Raw genomic sequence first — 20,261 nt, 5'->3', positions numbered from 1 at the left:
CGACAGACGAACCGCCGATCCGCCGCGCGTACGCCCGTACGCCCATACGCCGAATGCCGTACGCCCCCCAGACCCGACCGACGCACCACTCCGCCCCGCACCGAGGAGGCCTCCCGTGACCGCCCGCCCGCCGTCCCGTCCCACCACCCCCGACACCACGCCCGCTCCGGGCGCGGCCGACGACAGCGCGGCGGGGCGGTCCGGCCGCGCGGCGACGCCCCGGCCGCCGGCCGTCGCCCCTTCGGTGGCCGCGCGGGGTACCTTCGCCGGGCCCGCGGCCGGTGCCCCGCCCACCCGGCCGTCAGCTCCCCGGGAGACGGCACCGCCCGGCCGGGCGGCCGCGCCCGCGGGCCCGTCCCCTGCGGCGCCGTCGGCAGCCGGCAGCCATGGGGTCCGGCCCGCCGTGCCGCTGTCCGACGAGGACCGCGGCCGGCTCCTGGACGGTGCCCATCACGATCCGCACGGGCTGCTCGGCGCCCACCTCGTCCGCGGCGGACTGCTCATCCGGGTCCTCAAACCCTGCGCCCGGGGCGTCACGGTCCTGGGGAAGGGACTGCGCGCCGACCTGCCCGCCGAGGGCGACGGGCTGTTCGCCGGGGTGCTGCCGCTGCGCACGATCCCGGACTACGAGCTGCTGGTCGACTACGGCGACACCACCCTGACGGTGCAGGACCCCTACCGCTTCCTGCCCGCGCTCGGCGAGCTGGACCTGCATCTGCTGGCCGAGGGCCGGCACGAGCAGCTGTGGCAGGCGCTCGGCGCGCGGATCACGGAGCACCAGGGGGTGACCGGTACCCGCTTCACCGTCTGGGCGCCCAATGCCCGGGGCGTGCGGGTCGTCGGCGACTTCAACTACTGGGACGGCACCGGCCACCCGATGCGCTCGCTGGGCTCCTCGGGCGTCTGGGAGCTCTTCCTGCCGGGCATCGGCGAGGGCGAGCTCTACAAGTTCGAGATCACCCGGCCGGACGGCTCGCGGACCGTGCGCGCCGACCCGATGGCCCGGCGGACCGAATGCCCGCCCGCCAACGCCTCGGTCGTGGAAGCCTCGCACTACCGCTGGACGGACGCCGACTGGATGGCCCGGCGCGGCGAACGGCCCGTGCACGAGGCGCCGTTCTCCGTCTATGAGGTGCATCTGGCCTCCTGGCGCCCCGGCCTCACCTACCGCCAGCTCGCGGTGCAGCTCCCGGCCTATGTGAAGGACCTGGGCTTCACGCACGTCGAGTTCATGCCGGTCTGTGAGCACCCCTTCGGCGGCTCGTGGGGCTATCAGGTGACCGGGTTCTACGCGCCCACCGCCAGGATGGGCACCCCGGACGACTTCCGGTTCCTGATCGACGCACTGCACCGGGCCGGCATCGGCGTGCTGATGGACTGGGTGCCGGCGCACTTCCCGCGCGACGACTGGGCGCTGGCGGAGTTCGACGGCCGTCCGCTCTACGAGCCCCAGGACCCGGCACGGGCCGCGCACCCGGACTGGGGCACCCTGGAGTTCGACTACGGCCGCACCGAGGTCCGCAACTTCCTTGTCGCCAACGCCGTGTACTGGTGCGAGGAGTTCCATATCGACGGCCTGCGGGTGGACGCCGTCGCCTCGATGCTCTACCTGGACTACTCGCGCGAGGACGGCGACTGGACCCCGAACGTCCACGGCGGCCGGGAAAACCTCGATGCGGTCGCCTTCCTCCAGGAGATGAACGCGACCGTCTACCGCCGCTGCCCCGGTGTCGTCACCATCGCCGAGGAGTCCACGGCCTGGGACGGCGTCACCCGCGCCACCCACCACGTCGGCCCCGGTGGCTTCGGCGGTCTGGGCTTCGGGCTGAAGTGGAACATGGGCTGGATGCACGACTCCCTCGGCTATGTCTCCAAGGAGCCGGTGCACCGCAAGTACCACCACGGCGAGATGACCTTCTCGATGATCTACGCCTACTCCGAGAACTACGTGCTCCCGATCTCCCACGACGAGGTGGTGCACGGCAAGCGCGCCCTGGTGTCGAAGATGCCCGGTGACTGGTGGCAGCAGCGGGCCGACCACCGTGCCTACCTCGGGTTCATGTGGGCCCATCCCGGCAAGCAACTCCTCTTCATGGGGCAGGAGTTCGCCCAGGGGGCGGAGTGGGCGGAGAGCCACGGACCGGACTGGTGGCTGCTCGATCCGTCGTACGAGGCGGAGCCCGACCACCGGGGCGTACGCGATCTCGTCCGCGACCTGAACCGCCGCTACGCCGCCACCCCCGCGCTGTGGGAGCGCGACACCGACCCGGCCGGCTTCTCCTGGATCGACGGCGACGCGCGCGAGGACAATGTCTTCTCCTTCCTGCGCTTCGCCGCCGACGGCTCGCCGCTGATCTCGGTCAGCAACTTCTCGCCCGTCGTCCGCCACTCCTACCGGCTCGGCGTCCCCGACCACGTACCCGCCTGGCGGGAAGTGCTCAACACCGACGATCCGCGCTACGGCGGCAGCGGCATCACCAACCCCGCCCCCCTCACGGCCGAACCGACCCCCTGGAACGGCCGCGCCGCCTCCGTCTCCCCCGTCCTGCCCCCGCTGGCCACCCTCTGGCTGCGACCGGCCTGACCGCCGCACGGCTCGTGGGCACGGGAGGGGCGGGCGCCGCCTCCGCAGGCCGCGGCGGAGGGGCGGGCGCCGCCTGCGGCACCCGCCCCTCCCCTCGTCCCGCGGCCCGGGATCAGACCGTGGCGGACGTCTTCGCCGCCTCGCCGTCCCGCGGCCCGGCGACCTCGGGGGCGGCCGGCTCCGCGGAGGCGTCGTCGTCGGTCATCGTCTTCTCGTCGAACGGCGCCCGGCCGGCCAGCACCTCCACCACCCGGGCGTGGTCGATCTCCTTGGTCCAGGTGCCGATCAGGATGGTGGCCACCGCGTTGCCGGCGAAGTTGGTCAGGGCGCGCGCCTCGCTCATGAAGCGGTCGATGCCGACGATCAGGCCCACGCCGTCGACCAGTTCGGGGCGGTGCGACTGCAGGCCGCCGGCCAGGGTCGCAAGTCCCGCGCCGGTGACGCCCGCCGCGCCCTTCGACGCGATGACCATGAACACCAGCAGCGAGATCTGCTGCCCGAGCGGCAGCGGCTTGCCCATCGCCTCGGCCACGAACAGCGAGGACATCGTCAGGTAGATGGCGGTGCCGTCGAGGTTGAAGCTGTAGCCGGTGGGGACGGTGATGCCGACCACCGGCTTGCTGACGCCCAGGTGCTCCATCTTCGCGATCAGCCGGGGCAGCGCCGACTCCGAGGAGGAGGTGGACAGGATCAGCAGGAACTCCCGGCCGAGGTACTTCAGCAGCTGGAAGACGTTGACCTTGGCGATCAGCCGGAGCAGCGTGCCGAGCACCACGATCACGAACAGCACACAGGTGGTGTAGAAGCCGATCATGATGACGGCCAGGGACTTCAGCGCGTCCACGCCGGTCTCGCCGACCACCGCCGCGATGGCACCGAAGGCACCCACCGGCGCCGCCCACATGATCATGGACAGCACCCGGAAGACCAGCTTCTGGAGGTGCCCCACCCCGCGCAGCACCGGCTCACCCGCCGCGCCCAGCGCCTGCAGACCGAAGCCGACCAGCAGCGCCACCAGCAGCGTCTGGAGGACCTGCTCCTGGGTGAAGGCGGAGACCAGGGTGGTGGGGATCATGCCGAGCAGGAAGTCGGACAGCGACTCCGCGCCGCCCCCGGCCTGGGCGTGGCCCGCGTGCCGGACGGACTCGGTCAGATGGAGGCCGGACCCGGGGTCCAGCAGGTTGCCGACGACCAGGCCGATGGCCAGCGCCACGGTGGACATCACCATGAAGTAGCCGAGGGCCAGTCCGCCGACCGCGCCGACCTTGGCGGCCTTCCGCACCGAGCCGACGCCCAGCACGATGGTGCAGAAGATGACCGGCGCGATCATCATCTTGATCAGGTTCACGAACCCGGTGCCGAGCGGCTTGAGCTGGACGGCGACACCGGGGGCGGCGAAGCCCACGATGATGCCGAGCAGTACCGCCCCGATCACGGCGATGTAGAGGAAGTGGGTCCGGTCCCGCTTCGCCGGCGCGGTCTCCTCGGTGGTGCCCCCGGACAACGGGGTCTGTGCAGCCACGGCTGTCTCCTCGGTCTACGGCTGTGCGCTGATCTGCGGCTCTGTCACACAACAAGTTCCGGCGACTATGCACGCCGCTGTGGCGCCCGTCACCCTTACGTACATTTCGTTCACGTAAAAGTGACCGCACGGACTGTTCCGAAAGTGACCGTGCAGACTGTTCTGTATGCGACTCCCCCGCCCCCGCCCGTCCCGGCACCTGCGCGGCCCGCGCAGCCTCGCCGGGCAGCTCTTCGCCATGCAGGTGGTGCTGGTGGCGGTGGTCGTCGTGGGCTGTGTGCTCTTCGCGTACCTCAGCGCGGGACGGCAGGCGGAGGAGACCGCACGGCGGCAGGCGACGGCCGCCGCCACCGCCGTCGCCGACTCCCCCGCGGTGGTGGCCGCCGCGCGCACCAAGGACCCGACGGCCGCGCTCCAGCCGTACAGCGAGCGGCTGCGGCACGACGCCGGTGTCGACTTCGTGGTGGTGATGGCCCCGGACGGGACCCGCTGGACGCACCCCGAGCCGTCCGCGATCGGCAAGAAGTACCTGGGGCACATCGGCCCGGCGCTGCACGGCAGGGTCTTCCCCGAGACGCATATGGGGGTGCTCGGACCGTCCGTACGGGTCGTCGCGCCGGTCCGTGATCCCGGGCGCGGCGGCCGGATCACGGCCCTGGTCAGCTCCGGGATCACCATCGAGACGATCAGTGAGCAGCTGCGCAACCAGATCCTGGCGCTGGTGGGCGTGGCCGCGGGGGCGCTGGCGCTCGGCGGCCTGGGGACGTATGTGATCAATGCCCGGCTGCGCCGGCACACCCACGGGATGAACGCGGCGGAGCTCAGCCGGATGCACGAGTACCACCAGGCCGCGCTGCACGCGGTGCGTGAGGGGCTGCTGATGCTCGACGGGCAGCGCCGGGTCGCCCTGATCAACGACGGCGGGCGGGAGCTGCTGGGGCTGTCGGACGACGCGGTGGGCCGTCTCGTCACCGAGCTGGGGCTGCCCGAGCCGCTGACCGAGGCGCTGCTGGCACCCGGCCCCCGCGTCGACGAGCTGCAGCTGACCCGCGAGCGAGTGCTGGTGGTCAACTCCGCACCGGTCTCCGGCGGGGAGCGGCGCGGCAGCGTGGTCACCCTGCGCGATCACACCGAACTCCAGGCGCTGTCCGGGGAGTTGGACTCGGTGCGCGGTTTCACCGAGGCGCTGCGATCACAGGCCCACGAGGCCGCCAACCGGCTGCACGCGGTGGTCTCGCTGATCGAGCTGGGGCGCGCCGAGGAGGCCGTGGAGTTCGCGACCGCGGAGCTGGAGCTGGCCCAGGCGCTGACCGATCAGGTCGTCGGCGCGGTCGCCGAACCGGTGCTCGCCGCGCTGCTGCTCGGCAAGGCCGCGCAGGCCAACGAGCGGGGCGTCGAACTGACCTTGACCGCCGACAGCCGGATCGACGACGGGCTGCTGCCGCCCGGCCTGCCGGCCCGCGACCTGGTCACGGTGCTGGGCAACCTCCTCGACAACGCCCTGGACGCCGCCGCCCCCACCCCGGAGCACACCGCCGCCGGGCCGCCGCGGGTGCGCGTCACCGCGCGGGCGGACGGCGGCGAACTGCTGTTGCGGGTGGCCGACAGCGGCCCCGGGGTGTCCGCGGACGCCGCCGAGGAGATCTTCCGGCGGGGCTGGAGCACCAAGCAGAGCACGGCCGTGCCCGCCCGGGGCCGCGGTCTGGGCCTGGCCCTGGTCCAGCAGGCGGTCCGCCGCAACGGCGGCACCGTCACCCTGGACCGGGCATCCGAAGGCGGCGCGCGGTTCACCGTACGGCTGCCGCTGCGGACGGGCGCGCCGGCATGAACGGGGCGAGGGGCGCGGCCCGCCCCGGCGCGAGAGGAGACGCCCGGTGACCCCCTCCGACATCCGGGTCCTCGTCGTCGAGGACGATCCGGTCGCCGCCGACGCACACGCCCTGTACGTGGCACGGGTGCCCGGCTTCACGGTCTCCGGCACCGTGCACTCCGGCGGCGACGCCCGCCGCCATCTCGACGCGCACCCCGTCGATCTGCTGCTGCTCGACCTCTACCTGCCGGACGGCCACGGGCTGCAGCTGGTGCGGACGCTGCGCGCGGCCGGCCACACCGCCGACATCATCGCGGTCACCTCCGCCCGGGATCTGGCGATGGTGCGCGAGGGCGTCTCGCTCGGCGTGGTGCAGTACGTGCTGAAGCCGTTCACCTTCGCCACCCTGCGCGACCGGCTCACCCGCTACGCGGAGTTCCGCGCCACCACCGGCGAGGCCAGCGGGCAGGACGAGGTGGACCGGGCGATCGCGGCGCTGCGCGCACCGCGTCCGGCCGCACTGCCCAAGGGGCTGACCGCGGCCACCCTGCGGGCGGTGACCGATGTGCTGCGGGCCGCCGGGAGCGGGCTGACGGCGACCGAGGCGGCCGCCGATGTGGGCATCTCCCGGATCACCGCCCGCCGTTACCTCGAACATCTGGTGGAGAGCGGCCGGGCCGCCCGCGCCCCCCAGTACGGCCAGGTCGGCCGCCCCGAACTGCGCTACCGGTGGTCGGGCCACTGACTGACCGTGACCGGTGGTTTCCTACGAGCCTCGTCCTTGGGCATCCGCACGATAGGTGCGCGGCCGGGCCGTCACTTACCGTGTGCCGGTGCATACGCAAGACGGGGAGCCCCGCAGACCCCCATTCCACGCCGAGGCCGCCCGCCGGCTCCGCGAGGCGCTGGGGATGACGCCCGCCCATGTCGCCTACGGAATCCGGGCCGCCTTCGGCATACCGGTTCCGCCGGCGACGGTGGCGTCCTGGGAACGGGGCGAGAGCGCCCCCACGGAGGCCGAACTGACCGCGCTGGCCGGCGCCCTGTGGTGCGCGCCGGGCGATCTGCTCGGCGCACCGGACACCCTGCGCGAGTACCGTCTGGCGCTCGGCCTCGCCCCGGCGGACCTCGCGCTGCGGATCGGCATGGACCGGGCCGCATACGAGCGCCTGGAGGCCGGCGGGGCGTGGAGCGGCAGCGACCGGCAGGCCGCGTCGCTCGCCGAGGTGCTGTCCCTGCCACTGCCCGCGCTGGTCCGCTTCACCGGCCGGGACGGCCAGTTGACCGAGCTGCTGACCAGCGCCGCCACCACCCGCTGGCAGGCCTACGTCCGGCCGGTCGGCCAGGTCGTACCGCTGTCCCGGCAACAGCTCCGGGCCGTCCTGCAGGAGGTGCACGGCGCGTATCAGGCGACCATGGCCGCTACGCTCAACTGGGGTGACTCGGACAGCGCCGAGGAGTCCGGCCGGGCGGGACGCGCGTTCCTCGACGGCATCCTGGCGGAATTCTGGGCCCGGGTCGGCGAGCCGCGGCCCTGAGGTGTCTCCTCATCGCCGATACGCCCCGGTACCGCCGGTACCGCCGGTGCCGTCGGGTACCGCCGGGATGCCCCGGAAACACCGAGAGGCCCGGGTAAACCCCGAGACGCCCCGTCGGCCCCGAGTCGGACCGCCCGTCCGTCCAGAGAATGACGCCGGGCGCGGCGATGGCACTTCCGGCCGGTGCGGCTTTCGGTCCTTGCGGCCGAGGCGCCCGCCGACCTGCGCCTTCGAGAATGGGGACATCGAAACGTCCGTCCTTCTCCAGGAGTTCCCCGTGTCCCACCCGGCCGCCTTTCCCGCCCCCACCCGCGCCGACGCTGCCGTCGCCGCCCGTGCCACGGACCTGAGCAAGGTCTACGGCCAGGGGGAGACCCGTGTGGTCGCGCTGGACTCCGTCTCGGTCGAGTTCGGCAAGGCCAGGTTCACCGCGATCATGGGTCCGTCCGGCTCCGGCAAGTCGACGCTGATGCACTGCATGGCCGGACTGGACGCCATCTCGTCCGGCTCGGCCCGGATCGGCGACGTGGAGCTGTCCTCGCTGAACGACAAGCAGCTGACGCGGCTGCGCCGGGACAAGATCGGCTTCATCTTCCAGGCGTTCAACCTGCTGCCGACGCTGAGCGCGCTGGAGAACATCACCCTGCCGATGGACATCGCGGGCCGTAAGCCGGACCGGGACTGGGTCAGCCGTGTCATCGAGACGGTCGGCCTGTCCGGGCGGCTGTCGCACCGGCCGGCCCAGCTCTCCGGCGGCCAGCAGCAGCGCGTCGCGGTCGCCCGCGCGCTGGCCGCCCAGCCGGAGATCATCTTCGCGGACGAGCCGACCGGCAACCTCGACTCCCGCTCGGGCGCCGAAGTGCTGGGCTTCCTGCGGGAGTCGGTGCAGGCGATGCAGCAGACGGTCGTGATGGTCACCCATGACCCGGTCGCCGCGGGCTATGCGGACCGGGTGGTCTTCCTCGCCGACGGCCATATCGTCGAGGAGCTGCACGAGCCGACCGCGGACACCGTCCTGGACCGGATGCGGCTCTTCGAAGCCAAGGGTCGTACGAGCTGACGCCCGGCACACCGCACCACCGCGCTCCCCGGCGCGCTGCCCTTCATCCCGAGCCACCGGACCAGGACTGACACCACCACCATGCTGCGAACCGCCCTGCGCAATGTGCTTGCGCACAAAGCCCGATTGATGATGACCGCGCTCGCGGTCCTGCTCGGCGTCGCCTTCGTCGCCGGCACCCTCATCTTCAGTGACACCGTCGGCTCGGCCGTCAAGAAGGCGTCCGAGAAGAACCTCGACGGGGTGGCCGTCTCCGTCCAGGCCGAGGCCGGCGACAGCTCCCCGGACATCGGCAAGGACCGCAAGCGGACCACCCTTGTCGACGACAAGCTGGCGGACAAAATCCGCGCACTGCCCGGCGTGCAGTCCGTACGCCGCAACGTCAACGGCACGGCCACCGTCGCCGGCCCGGACAATGTGCCGCTCGGCCACGAGTGGCAGAACCTCGCCACCAACTTCCAGCCGGACAAGGACGGTCACGACCCCCGCTACCCGCTGCTGCAGGGCCGCGGACCGGCCGCCGACGACGAGGTCGCGCTGGACGAGGCGACCGCGAAGGCGTCCGGCCGCAAGATCGGTGACGCCGTGCGGCTCGCCACCGACGGCCCGGTGCTGACGAAGCGGCTGGTCGGCATCGTCTCCACCGACGACCCGCAGGTCACCGCGGGCGGCAGCCTGACGCTCTTCGACACCGCCACCGCGCAGAAGCTGTTCCTGCACCCCGGCCAGTTCGACGAGCTGGTGATCGGTGCCGCGCCCGGCACCGATCAGGAGGCACTGACCGACAAGGTCAGGGAGGTGCTGCCCAAGGACCGTGCCACGGCGACCAGCGGCACCGATCTCGCCGCGGAGCAGTCCCGTATGGTCTCCAGCCAGAACAAGGCCCTGTCCCAGACGCTGCTGACCTTCGCCGGGATCGCGCTGTTCGTCGGCGTCTTCATCATCGCCAACACCTTCACCATGCTGATCTCCCAGCGCAGCCGGGAGATCGCCCTGATGCGTGCGATCGGCGCCTCCCGCCGTCAGGTCGTGCGCTCGGTCCTCGCGGAGGCGGCCCTGCTGGGCCTGATCTCGTCGGCCGTCGGCTTCGCGCTGGGCATGGGCCTCGCCGTGGGCCTGCGGGCGGTGCTCGAAGCGAATGGCGCGGGTTTCCCGGACGGACCGGTCGTCATCAGCCCGGCCGCGGTGCTCTCCGCGCTGGGTGTGGGCGTCGTGGTGACCGTACTGGCCGCCTGGCTGCCGTCCCGCAAGGCGGCGAAGATCGCCCCGGTGGAGGCGCTCAACACCGTCGAGGCGCCGCCGGCACTGCGCAGCCTGGTGCTCCGCAACTCCCTCGGCGCGGTCATCACCGGCCTCGGCATCGCGACCATGTGCTACGTCTCCACGCTGAAGAAGGCCGACGATCTGCCGATCGCGATGGTGGGCGGCATGCTGACGCTGACCGGCGTCATCATCCTCGCGCCGCTGCTGTCCCGGCCGCTGGTCTCGCTGGCGGGCGTCGTCACCACCCGGCTCTTCGGCATCAGCGGCAAGCTGGCCACGGAGAACACGCTGCGCAACCCCCGCCGTACGGCGGCGACCGCCTCGGCGCTGATGATCGGCCTCACCCTGATCACCGGTATGACGGTCGTCGGGAACTCGGCCGGGCAGGCCATGGACAAGATGACGGCCCAGGGGCTGAAGGCCGACTACAAGATCGGGGCCTCCTCCGGTCTGGACCCCGAGCTGTCGCAGAAGGTGGCGGACGTCCCGGGCGTCGAGGCGGCTGCTCCGCTGCGCAATACGGGCTTCTCGACCCCTGATTCCTCCATGGGCCTGATGGGCACCGACCTCCGCACGATCGGCAAGGTCCTCCAACTGGACTTCATCAGCGGTTCGTTGAAGGGCGCCGGAGGCCACGACATCGCGGTCTCCCAGGAGATGGCCAAGAAGAAGGGCTGGCACACCGGCGACACCCTGGACGCCACCTTCTTCGACAAGAAGAAGGCGAAGCTGAAGATCGTCGGAATCTACGCGGACAACCAGCTGGTCGGCGACTCGATCGGCGCCGCCTCGCTGTCAGCGCCGCACCAGTTCATGCCGACGGTCGATACGCTGCTGGTGAAGGCCCAGGACGGCCCGTCGGAGGGGCTGGAGAAGCAGATCCGGCACGCCCTCGGCGACAGCCCGCTGCTGAAGGTCCAGGACCACGCCGAGCTGCGCAAGGAGAACGCCGCGAACATCGAGATGGTGCTCAACGTCTCCTACGGGCTGCTGGGCATGGCCGTCATCATCGCGGTGGTGGGCGTCGTCAACACCCTCGCCATGTCGGTCTTCGAGCGGACCCGCGAGATCGGGATGCTGCGGGCGATCGGCCTGGCCCGCAGCGGCATCAAGCAGATGGTCCGGCTGGAGTCGGTGGTCATCGCGCTGTTCGGCGCGGGCCTGGGCATCGCGGTGGGTGTCTTCTGCTCCTGGGCCGTCGGCACCCTGGTCAGCGAGGGCCTGCCCACCTACGAGCTGCTGCTGCCCTGGGGCCGGCTCGCGCTGTTCGTACTGATCGCGGCGGCCGTGGGGGTGCTGGCCGCGCTCTGGCCGGCCCGCCGGGCGGCCCGGCTGAACATGCTCCAGGCCATCGGCGCCGAGTGACCACCTGACCGCCACCCCCCACAAAGGCGGCGCGCCTGCCCTCGACGGAGGACAGGCGCGCCGTCGGCGTTTCCGGGAAGCGGTGGGCGTTCCGGGGAGCAGCGGGGCTCAGAAGACCGACTCGGCCTCGTCCATCCGCCACGCGGGCACCGTCTTGAGTTCGGTGACCGCCTCGTGCAGCGGCACCATGGTGATGTCGGTGCCGCGCAGCGCGGTCATCCGGCCGAAGTCGCCGCGGTGCGCGGCCTCGACGGCGTGCCAGCCGAAGCGGGTGGCGAGCACCCGGTCGTACGCGGTGGGGGTGCCGCCGCGCTGGACGTGGCCGAGGATGACCGGGCGGGCCTCCTTGCCGAGGCGCTTCTCCAGTTCGACGGCGAGGTGGTTGCCGATGCCGGTGAACCGCTCGTGGCCGAACTGGTCGATGACGCCCTTCTTGTAGTCCATGGTCTCCTCGGCCGGGTGGGCCCCCTCGGCGACACAGACCACCGCGAACTTCTTGCCCCGGGCGAAGCGCTCCTCGACCATCTTGACCAGGTCGTTCACATCGAAGGGACGCTCCGGCAGGCAGATGCCGTGGGCGCCGCCGGCCATCCCGGACTCCAGCGCGATCCAGCCGGCGTGCCGGCCCATCACCTCGACGACCATGACGCGCTGGTGCGACTCCGCGGTGGTCTTGAGGCGGTCGATCGCCTCCGTCGCGACGCCGACGGCGGTGTCGAAGCCGAAGGTGCGGTCGGTGGAGGAGATGTCGTTGTCGATGGTCTTGGGGACGCCGACGACCGGCATCCCGGCGTCCGCCAGCATCCGGGCCGCGGTGAGGGTGCCCTCGCCGCCGATCGGGATCAGGACGTCGATGCCGTAGTCCTTGGAGAGGTCCTTGGACTTCTCGCAGGCCTCCCGGAGCCGGTTGCGCTCCAGCCGGGACGAGCCGAGGATGGTGCCACCGCGGGCCAGGATGCCGCTGACCGCCTCGAGGTCGAGCTTGCGGTAGCGGCCTTCGAGCAGCCCCTTGAAGCCGTCCTCGAAGCCGATGACCTCGTCGCCGTGCCCGGTGAGGGCACGGTGGACAACAGACCGGATCACAGCGTTCAGACCAGGACAGTCGCCGCCTGCGGTGAGGACTCCGATACGCATCGTGCTGGGTCTCCTGTGCTCGCTGTCGGTTCGTGTGAGCCGGTCCGATTGTTTCACGGGACGGCCCGCCCTCCTCCTCCACGGACCTCACCCCCACTGTCCCCGCACGGACTCCGCAAGGGAAACTGGGAGAGCGACCTATCTACACACATAGGTATTGTCAAGAGGGGCACGCCCACAATAACGACTTATTTTGACCTTGTGGCCATCGACTGGATCGGAGAGCACACGTGACGCGGAGCGTGTACGTGACCGGTATCGACCGCGGCGACGGCCGCCAGGTCGTCGAGCTGGGGGTCATGGAGCTGCTGACCCGCCATGTCGACCGGGTGGGGGTCTTCCGCCCGCTGACGCACGGCGACGGGCCCGACCGATTGTTCGACCTGCTGCGGTCCCGCTACCGGCTCACCCAGTCCCCCGACACCGTGTACGGCCTCAGCTACGAGGAGGCCGCCGCCCTCCAGGCCGAACGCGGCACCGACGAGCTGGTCTCCCGGCTCGTCGACCGCTTTCACGCCGTGGCCAGGGACTACGAGTACGTCTTGGTCCTCGGCTCGGACTACGCGGCCACCAGCCTCCCGGCCGAGCTGAACCTCAACGCCCGGCTCGCCAACGAATTCGGCGCCGCCGTGCTGGCCGTCGTGAGCGGCCAGGGCCAGGAGGCGGAGTCCGTACGCGCCGAGGCCCGCAACGCTTACGGCGCCTACCACTCGCTGGGCTGCGATGTCGTGGCCGTGGTCGTCAACCGGGTGGCCCCCGAGCACCGCGAGGCCGTCGTCGACCGGCTCTCCGCCCGGCTCCCCGTGCCCTGCTACGCGCTCCCCGAGGACGGCTCGCTCTCCGCGCCGACCGTCGGCCAGATCGTGCACGCCCTCGGCGCCGAGGTGCTGCTCGGCGACGACTCGGGCCTCGCCAGGGACGCCAGGGACTTCGTCTTCGGCGGCGCCATGCTGCCGACCTTCCTCAAGGCACTGACCCCGGGCGCGCTCGTGGTGACCCCCGGAGACCGGGCGGACCTGGTCATCGGCTCGCTCGCCGCGCACAGCGCCGGTGCCCCGCCGATCGCCGGTGTGCTGCTCACCCTGGACGAGCGGCCCGGCCCCGACATCATGGCGCTGGCCGGCCGCCTCGCCCCCGGCACCCCGGTCATCTCCGTGCCCGGCGGATCCTTCCCGACCGCCGGCGAGCTGTTCGCGATCGAGGGCAAGCTGAACGCAGCCTCGCCGCGCAAGGCGGAGACGGCGCTCGGCCTGTTCGAGCGGCATGTGGACACCGTGGAGCTGACGAACCGCATCTCCGTCGCCCGCTCCGGCCGGGTCACGCCGATGATGTTCGAGCACGAGCTGATCGAGCGCTCCCGCTCCGGCCGCCGCCGGGTGGTCCTCCCGGAGGGGAGCGAGGAGCGGGTGCTGCGGGCCGCCGACGTGCTGCTGCGCCGCGATGTCTGCGATCTGACCCTGCTGGGCGAGGAGGAGGCGATCCTCAAGCGCGCCGCCGATCTCGCCATCGACCTGTCGGGCGCCCAGATCATCGATCCGCAGACCTCCGGGCTGCGCGAGCGGTTCGCCGAGCGCTACGCCGCGCTGCGCGCCCACAAGGGCGTCAGCATCGAGCTGGCCTTCGACGTGGTCGCGGACGTCTCCTACTTCGGCACCCTGATGGTCCAGGAGGGCCTGGCCGACGGCATGGTCTCCGGCGCGGTGCACTCCACCGCCGCCACCATCCGGCCCGCCTTCGAGATCATCAAGACGAAGGCGGGCGCCCAGATCGTGTCCTCGGTGTTCTTCATGTGCCTGGCCGACCGGGTCCTGGTCTACGGCGACTGTGCCGTCAACCCGGACCCGGACGCCGAACAGCTGGCGGACATCGCCATCCAGTCGGCCGCCACCGCCGCCCAGTTCGGCGTCGAGCCGCGGATCGCGATGCTCTCGTACTCCACCGGCACCTCCGGCTCCGGCGCGGACGTCGACAAGGTCCGCAAGGCCACCGAGATCGTCCGCGAGCTGCGCCCCGACCTGCTGGTCGAGGGCCCGATCCAGTACGACGCGGCGGTGGACGCGGCGGTCGCCCAGACCAAGCTCCCCGACTCCGACGTGGCCGGCAAGGCCACCGTGCTGATCTTCCCGGACCTCAACACCGGCAACAACACCTACAAGGCCGTGCAGCGCTCGGCCGGTGCGGTCGCCGTCGGCCCGGTCCTGCAGGGGCTGCGCAAGCCGGTCAACGACCTCTCGCGCGGCGCCCTGGTCCAGGACATCGTGAACACCGTGGCCATCACCGCCATCCAGGCACAGGGCGCCCGTCCCGGCGCCTGACCCACCGCCTGACCCGGCCGCTCCCCCGTCCCCGCCCCCCATCGGAAAGCGCTCCATGACTGCCACCGGCACCCGCGTCCTCGTCCTCAATTCCGGCTCCTCGTCGTTGAAGTACCAGCTGCTCGACATGACCGACGCGCAGTCGGCCGGCGGCTGTGCCGCGGGCCGGCTCGCCGTCGGCCTGGTCGAGCGGATCGGCGAGGAGACCTCCCGCCTGGTCCACACCCCGCTGGCCACCGGGGGCGACAAGCGCGAGACGGAAGGCCCGATCGCCGACCACGAGGCCGCGCTGAAGGCCGTCGCCGCGGAGCTGTCCGCCGACGGCCTCGGCCTCGACTCCCCGCAGCTGGCCGCGATCGGGCACCGGGTGGTGCACGGCGGGCTGCGGTTCACCGAGCCGACCGTGATCGACGACGCGGTGCTGAAGGAGATCGAGCGGCTGGTGCCGGTCGCCCCGCTGCACAACCCGGCCAACATCACCGGCATCCGGACCGCCCGCGCGCTGCGCCCCGACCTGCCGCAGGTCGCGGTCTTCGACACCGCCTTCCACGCCACGATGCCGGAGTACGCGGCCCGCTACGCCCTCGACATGGAGACCGCCGACGCGCACCGCATCCGCCGCTACGGCTTCCACGGCACCTCGCACGCCTACGTCTCCCGCAAGACCGCCGCGCTGCTGGGCAAGGACCCCTCCGAGGTCAATGTCATCGTGCTCCACCTGGGCAACGGCGCCTCCGCCTCGGCGGTGGCCGGCGGCCGCTGCGTGGACACCTCGATGGGGCTGACCCCGCTGGAGGGCCTGGTCATGGGCACCCGCTCGGGCGACATCGACCCGGCGGTCACCTTCCACCTCAAGCGGGTGGCGGGGATGTCGGAGGACGAGGTCGACGTGCTGCTCAACAAGAAGAGCGGGCTGATCGGGCTGTGCGGCGACAACGACATGCGGGAGATCCGGCGCCGGATCGACGAGGGTGACGAGCGTGCCGCGCTCGCCTTCGACATCTACATCCACCGGCTGAAGAAGTACATCGGTGCCTACAGCGCGGTGCTCGGCCGGGTCGACGCGGTGGCGTTCACGGCGGGCGTCGGGGAGAACGCCGCCCCGGTGCGCGAGGCCGCCGTCGCGGGCCTGGAGGAGATGGGGATGGCCGTGGACGCCTCGCTCAACGCCGTACGGTCCGACGAGCCCCGGCTGATCTCCCCGGAGTACGCCCGGGTTGCGGTCGCCGTGGTACCCACGGACGAGGAGCTGGAGATCGCCCAGCAGACATACGCCCTGGTCAGCGCCTAGGTCTCGGTGTTTCCGCCTACCGAAATATTCCGCCGCTAAACAAACCGATAGGATTCCGCCCATGCGCCGTTCCAAAATCGTCTGCACCCTGGGCCCCGCCGTCGACTCCTTCGAGCAGCTGAAGACGCTGATCGAGGCCGGCATGAATGTGGCCCGTTTCAACATGAGCCACGGGACCCAGCCGGAGCACGAGGAGCGGTACCACCGCCTCCGCAAGGCCTCCGAGGAGACCGGCCGCGCGGTCGGTGTGCTGGCCGACCTGCAGGGCCCCAAGATCCGTCTGGAGACCTTCGCCGACGGCCCCGTGGAGCTGGTGCGCGGCGACGAGTTCGTCATCACCGCCGAGGACGTCCCCGGCGACCGGACCATCTGCGGCACGACCTACAAGGGCCTGCCCGGCGATGTGTCCAAGGGCGACCCGATCCTGATCAACGACGGCAATGTCGCCCTCCAGGTCGTCGAGGTCGACGGCCCGCGGGTGCGCACCATCGTCATCGAGGGCGGGGTCATCTCCGACCACAAGGGCATCAACCTGCCCGGCGCCGCGGTGAACGTCCCCGCGCTGTCCGAGAAGGACGTCGAAGACCTCAAGTTCGCCCTGCGGATGGGCTGCGACATGGTCGCGCTGTCCTTCGTGCGGGACGCCAAGGACGTCCAGGACGTGCACCGCGTCATGGACGAGGTGGGCCGCCGGGTCCCGGTCATCGCCAAGGTCGAGAAGCCGCAGGCGGTCGCCAACATGCAGGAGGTCGTGATGGCCTTCGACGCCGTCATGGTCGCCCGTGGTGACCTGGCGGTGGAGTACCCGCTGGAGAAGGTCCCGATGGTGCAGAAGCGCCTGGTGGAGCTGTGCCGCAGGAACGCCAAGCCGGTGATCGTGGCGACCCAGATGATGGAGTCCATGATCACCAACTCCCGGCCGACCCGTGCCGAGGCGTCCGATGTCGCCAACGCCATCCTCGACGGCGCCGACGCGGTGATGCTCTCCGCCGAGTCGTCCGTCGGTGCCTATCCGATCGAGACCGTCAAGACGATGTCGAAGATCGTCGAGGCGGCCGAGGAGGAACTGCTCTCCAAGGGCCTGCAGCCGCTGGTGCCCGGCAAGAAGCCGCGTACGCAGGGCGGTTCGGTGGCCCGCGCGGCGTGCGAGATGGCGGACTTCCTGGACGGCAAGGCGCTGATCGCCTTCACCAAGTCCGGTGACACCGCCCGCCGCCTCTCCCGCTACCGCGCGGCCCAGCCCATCCTTGCCTTCACCACCGAGGCGTCCACCCGCAACCAGCTCACGCTGAGCTGGGGTGTCGACGCCTTCGTCGTGCCGCACGTCGACAACACCGACGCGATGGTCGACCTGGTGGACGCCGAACTGCTCAAGCTCAAGCGCTACAGCGAGGGCGACACCATGCTGATCACCGCCGGTTCGCCCCCCGGCGTCCCCGGCACCACCAACATGGTCCGGGTGCACCACCTCGGCGGCGAGCAGGCCTGACGCCCCCGGCACACGGAGCGGCGGTGGGCCGCCCCCGCAAGGGGACGGCCCACCGCCGTTTTCTGCGGCTCCCGGAAGGGCCGGTGATCCCCGGCCCGCGGCCGGGGATCCTCAGTCCGTGATCGACTGGTGCAGACCCGGGATGTGGAGATTGCCGCCGAACTGGCCCGCCTGGTCGATCTTCACCTTGGTGAAGTAGGCGAACGGGACGTTGATCGGCGGCGGGTGCTCGGGGTCGAAGACGATCGGGATCAGACCGAAGAGGTTGCCCTGCAGCCGCTCGGTGTACATCGTCACCTTGCCGCCGCGGATCGTGGACGTCGAGCCCGGTGCGCCCTGGACGTGGTAGTGCTTGCCGGACGTCGGGTCGTCGACGATCTGGTGCAGATCGCCGATGTCGACGCTGTCGGCGGTGAACTTCAGGGCCTGCTTGGTGTGGCCGTTCTGTGTCTGGACATTGACGACGCCCTCGTAGTTCAGGCCGCGCAGGGTGAGCGCGCTGGACTCCAGATGCCAGGGGTCGTCGGGCAGGGTGGCGGGAGTCTGCTCGGCCTTGCCCTTCTGCTTGTTCTCGACGACGCAGGGGAAGGACTTCTTCCCGCTGGCGTCCTTGCCGTCCAGGCCGCCGCCGGGCAGGGCGTTGTCCGCCGCGCCCACCGCGCCGTGGACGGTGTCGTTGACCGTCTTCGACCCGTTCTTGACGGCGTCCCCGGCCTTGTCCGCGCCGTCCTTGAGGCCGCCCACCGTGTCCGTGACCGGCTTGGTGACCTTGTCGGTGGCGGAGCCGGAGTCCTTGGACGCGGACGGCGAAGGGCTCGGCGAGGCCGGCTCGGAGGCCGACGGGCTCGGCGACGCCGAGGAGTCGTCGTCCTTCGACTTGTCGCCGAGGAGACCGCCGAGGGCGTCACCGATGCCGCCCAGCAGCCCCCCGTCGTCCTTCTTCTCCTCGGAGGACGACGGCGACGGGGTCGCGGAGCCCGAAGGCTCATCGGTCTTCGAGGAACCCGAGGGCGCGGGCTCGGGCGCCTTGCCGGCGTCCTTGCCGGCCGAGGGCGAGGCGGAGGGCTCACCGGACGGCTTGGCGTCGTCCTTGCCCTGCGCGTCGTCCTTCTTGTCCGCCGCACCGTCCTTGGACCCCGCGTCCTTGCCGTCCACCTTGTCCGGGGCGGTGACGCACGGGCCGTCTTTGAAGGGGCTCTTGGGCGCCGGCTTGGCTATCGCCATCTGGGGCGTCAGCCCCATGCCCATGAGCACGGCGGACGGCATGGCGGCGATGGCTATCGCCTTTCCCGCGGGCACGTGGAGCCGAGTCAGCAGCGGCTTCCTCGGCGCCGCGTGCCTCGGCCCGGTTCTCGCCCCGGCAGCTGCGCTGTCGGGCAGCTCGTCACCCGGCACGGTGCCTCCCGTTCGTTCCGTTGGTCGGGCTCGTTCCTGACAGGTCGTCCAGTCCATTGCCCGACCCGGGACCGTCGGCCGGCGCGGGGTGCGTGGCGAGCACCGGTCCGGCGACCGTCTTACGGGCCGGCTCCTCGGCGTCGTCCCCGCTCCGCTCGGCCTTGCCCGGTGCCCAGGAAACTCCCAGCGCACCGCCGATCAGCCCCAGGAGGAAGCCGATCAGGAAGGCGCCGAAGTTCGAGACGACCAGGGAGACGAGGGAGAGCAGAATCGCCGCCACACCCGCGAAAACGCGCGAAGCGGGCTGGAACCACATGGTCAGGCCGAGCACGACCAGCAGTACGCCGATGATCAGCGAGCCGGCGCCGGCGGTGGTCGCCATGCGGACGGTCAGGGAACCGATCGTGAGATTCGCGTAAGGGATGTACATGATCGGGATGCCGGCCAGCAGAGTCAGCATGCCGCCCCAGAACGGGCGGTGTCCGCGCCACTCCCGGAACGAAAGCCGCTTCCGGCCGATGGTCTCGATCAGCCGTGGTCGCGTGTCGGCGCTCATGTCGTACAGCTCCTCGGGACTGGCAAATCGGTGGTTCTGTGCTGAGGTGTCCTACCGGGCGCTACCCGGCGTACGGGCACGGGGAACGGCGAACGCCGCACAGCTCGCCCCGCGCCCGCACGCTCAGTGCGTCAGTAGCACTCGCTCTTGCCCTTGGCGACGCTCATCTTCAGGCCGCTGAGCTTGAACGTTCCGGCCGTCGTGGCCCATGCCTGCTGCCTGACGTGGGTCAGCGTGGCCGACTCGGCCTGCTGGGCGAACGAGCCGGGGTCGGCCTTGTCGCCCTTGTGCATGCCAGGGCCCTTGGTCGTCGAGCCCGCAGCAACACCGATGTCGATGTTGTTGAAGGTCGCGTCCGCGGACAGCTGGTCCAGGTCGATGTAGAGGTTCTTCGCCTCGACGGGCGTGTCACCGCCACCGGCCGACAGCTTCATCGACACATCGCCGAAGACCGGCACCGGCACGACTACCGACTGGCACAGGTTCTTGATCTTGGCGTTCGAGAACCCCGAGACCGCCACCGGGACCTGCTTGCCGCCCTTCTGGGCGTCAATGGCTCCGTACTGAACAAACCCGGTGCCGTCCAGCCGGTCGGTAGCGACCTTGAACTGCTGGCCGGACACGCTGAACGATGCCGCGAGCGCACCCTGCGAGAGGGCGACACCGATCGCGGCGGTCGCCGCGACGCTCGGCACCATGACGACGGCGAACCGCTTCCATCTGGTCCCGCCACGAGCCAGGGACTCCATGACTTTCCTCCTTCTCGGACGTACATCTCCGGTACGGGCCGCCCCCGTTGGGACAGCCGTGCCTGGGATGGGAGAAGTGCTACGTCCTCGGGAAGGAGAGCGCCTGTCTCGGAGGCACATCGTGTTCCGAACACCGGCGATCACCCCCGAGCGACAACCACTGGCCACGCTCTCGCGCAACCTCCTGGAC

The 20,261-nt window shown here is 71.2% G+C and carries 14 protein-coding genes; 9 read left to right on the top strand and 5 right to left on the bottom strand.

Annotated elements, in window-relative coordinates; all coding sequences use genetic code 11:
* The first annotated feature begins 115 nt into the window (after positions 1-115).
* On the top strand, positions 116-2,584 hold the full coding sequence (gene glgB, locus CFW40_RS25015) for a 1,4-alpha-glucan branching enzyme (RefSeq protein ID WP_176956393.1): 2,469 nt from the start codon (positions 116-118) through the stop codon (positions 2,582-2,584).
* A gap of 112 nt (positions 2,585-2,696) precedes the next feature.
* Here the strand turns inward: glgB and CFW40_RS25010 are convergent, their stop codons facing one another.
* On the bottom strand, positions 2,697-4,106 hold the full coding sequence (locus CFW40_RS25010; protein ID WP_088800140.1) for a cation:dicarboxylate symporter family transporter: 1,410 nt from the start codon (positions 4,104-4,106) through the stop codon (positions 2,697-2,699).
* A gap of 166 nt (positions 4,107-4,272) precedes the next feature.
* Between CFW40_RS25010 and CFW40_RS25005 the strand changes: the two genes are divergently transcribed.
* The 5 genes from CFW40_RS25005 to CFW40_RS24985 all read left to right on the top strand — a co-directional run bounded on the left by CFW40_RS25005 (position 4,273) and on the right by CFW40_RS24985 (position 11,142).
* Positions 4,273-5,934: a sensor histidine kinase gene (locus CFW40_RS25005; protein ID WP_088800139.1), complete on the top strand. Its 1,662-nt coding sequence runs from the start codon at positions 4,273-4,275 to the stop codon at positions 5,932-5,934.
* A gap of 46 nt (positions 5,935-5,980) precedes the next feature.
* A complete protein-coding gene (locus tag CFW40_RS25000) occupies positions 5,981-6,661 on the top strand; it encodes a response regulator (RefSeq protein ID WP_088800138.1) in 681 nt (226 codons plus the stop codon).
* An 82-nt stretch (positions 6,662-6,743) separates the two neighbouring features.
* Positions 6,744-7,454: a helix-turn-helix transcriptional regulator gene (locus CFW40_RS24995; RefSeq protein ID WP_088802355.1), complete on the top strand. Its 711-nt coding sequence runs from the start codon at positions 6,744-6,746 to the stop codon at positions 7,452-7,454.
* Between the two features lie 277 nt (positions 7,455-7,731).
* Entirely contained in the window at positions 7,732-8,514 is a 783-nt protein-coding gene (locus tag CFW40_RS24990) for an ABC transporter ATP-binding protein (RefSeq protein ID WP_088800137.1), read from the top strand.
* A gap of 81 nt (positions 8,515-8,595) precedes the next feature.
* Complete coding sequence (locus tag CFW40_RS24985; RefSeq protein WP_088800135.1) at positions 8,596-11,142, top strand: ABC transporter permease; 2,547 nt, start codon at positions 8,596-8,598, stop codon at positions 11,140-11,142.
* Positions 11,143-11,250: 108 nt separating this feature from the next.
* Here CFW40_RS24985 and CFW40_RS24980 read toward each other — a convergent pair whose 3' ends face one another.
* On the bottom strand, positions 11,251-12,276 hold the full coding sequence (locus CFW40_RS24980) for an ATP-dependent 6-phosphofructokinase (protein WP_088800133.1): 1,026 nt from the start codon (positions 12,274-12,276) through the stop codon (positions 11,251-11,253).
* A gap of 230 nt (positions 12,277-12,506) precedes the next feature.
* Here CFW40_RS24980 and pta point away from each other — a divergent pair, with 230 nt between their 5' ends.
* From pta to pyk, 3 genes are all read left to right on the top strand, one after another.
* Positions 12,507-14,591, top strand: coding sequence for a phosphate acetyltransferase (gene pta, locus CFW40_RS24975; protein WP_088800131.1), 2,085 nt, complete (start codon positions 12,507-12,509; stop codon positions 14,589-14,591).
* 55 nt (positions 14,592-14,646) lie between these two features.
* Complete coding sequence (locus tag CFW40_RS24970) at positions 14,647-15,882, top strand: acetate kinase (protein ID WP_088800130.1); 1,236 nt, start codon at positions 14,647-14,649, stop codon at positions 15,880-15,882.
* Positions 15,883-15,943: 61 nt separating this feature from the next.
* The gene (gene pyk / locus CFW40_RS24965; protein WP_088800128.1) at positions 15,944-17,371 is read left to right on the top strand and encodes a pyruvate kinase; all 1,428 of its coding nucleotides are present in this window, start codon (positions 15,944-15,946) and stop codon (positions 17,369-17,371) included.
* Between the two features lie 111 nt (positions 17,372-17,482).
* Here the strand turns inward: pyk and CFW40_RS24960 are convergent, their stop codons facing one another.
* The 3 genes from CFW40_RS24960 to CFW40_RS24950 form a co-directional block, all read right to left on the bottom strand.
* Entirely contained in the window at positions 17,483-18,670 is a 1,188-nt protein-coding gene (locus tag CFW40_RS24960) for a hypothetical protein (protein ID WP_371127079.1), read from the bottom strand.
* A gap of 85 nt (positions 18,671-18,755) precedes the next feature.
* Positions 18,756-19,322, bottom strand: coding sequence for a DUF6114 domain-containing protein (locus CFW40_RS24955; RefSeq protein WP_088800125.1), 567 nt, complete (start codon positions 19,320-19,322; stop codon positions 18,756-18,758).
* A 131-nt stretch (positions 19,323-19,453) separates the two neighbouring features.
* Positions 19,454-20,071: a DUF6230 family protein gene (locus tag CFW40_RS24950; RefSeq protein ID WP_086716891.1), complete on the bottom strand. Its 618-nt coding sequence runs from the start codon at positions 20,069-20,071 to the stop codon at positions 19,454-19,456.
* Positions 20,072-20,261: the final 190 nt, after the last annotated feature.

This window comes from Streptomyces sp. 2114.4, assembly GCF_900187385.1.
GTDB lineage: Bacteria > Actinomycetota > Actinomycetes > Streptomycetales > Streptomycetaceae > Streptomyces > Streptomyces mooreae.
The sequence above is the reverse complement of the archived record's forward strand: the minus strand, read 5'-3'. Positions and strand labels throughout refer to the sequence as shown.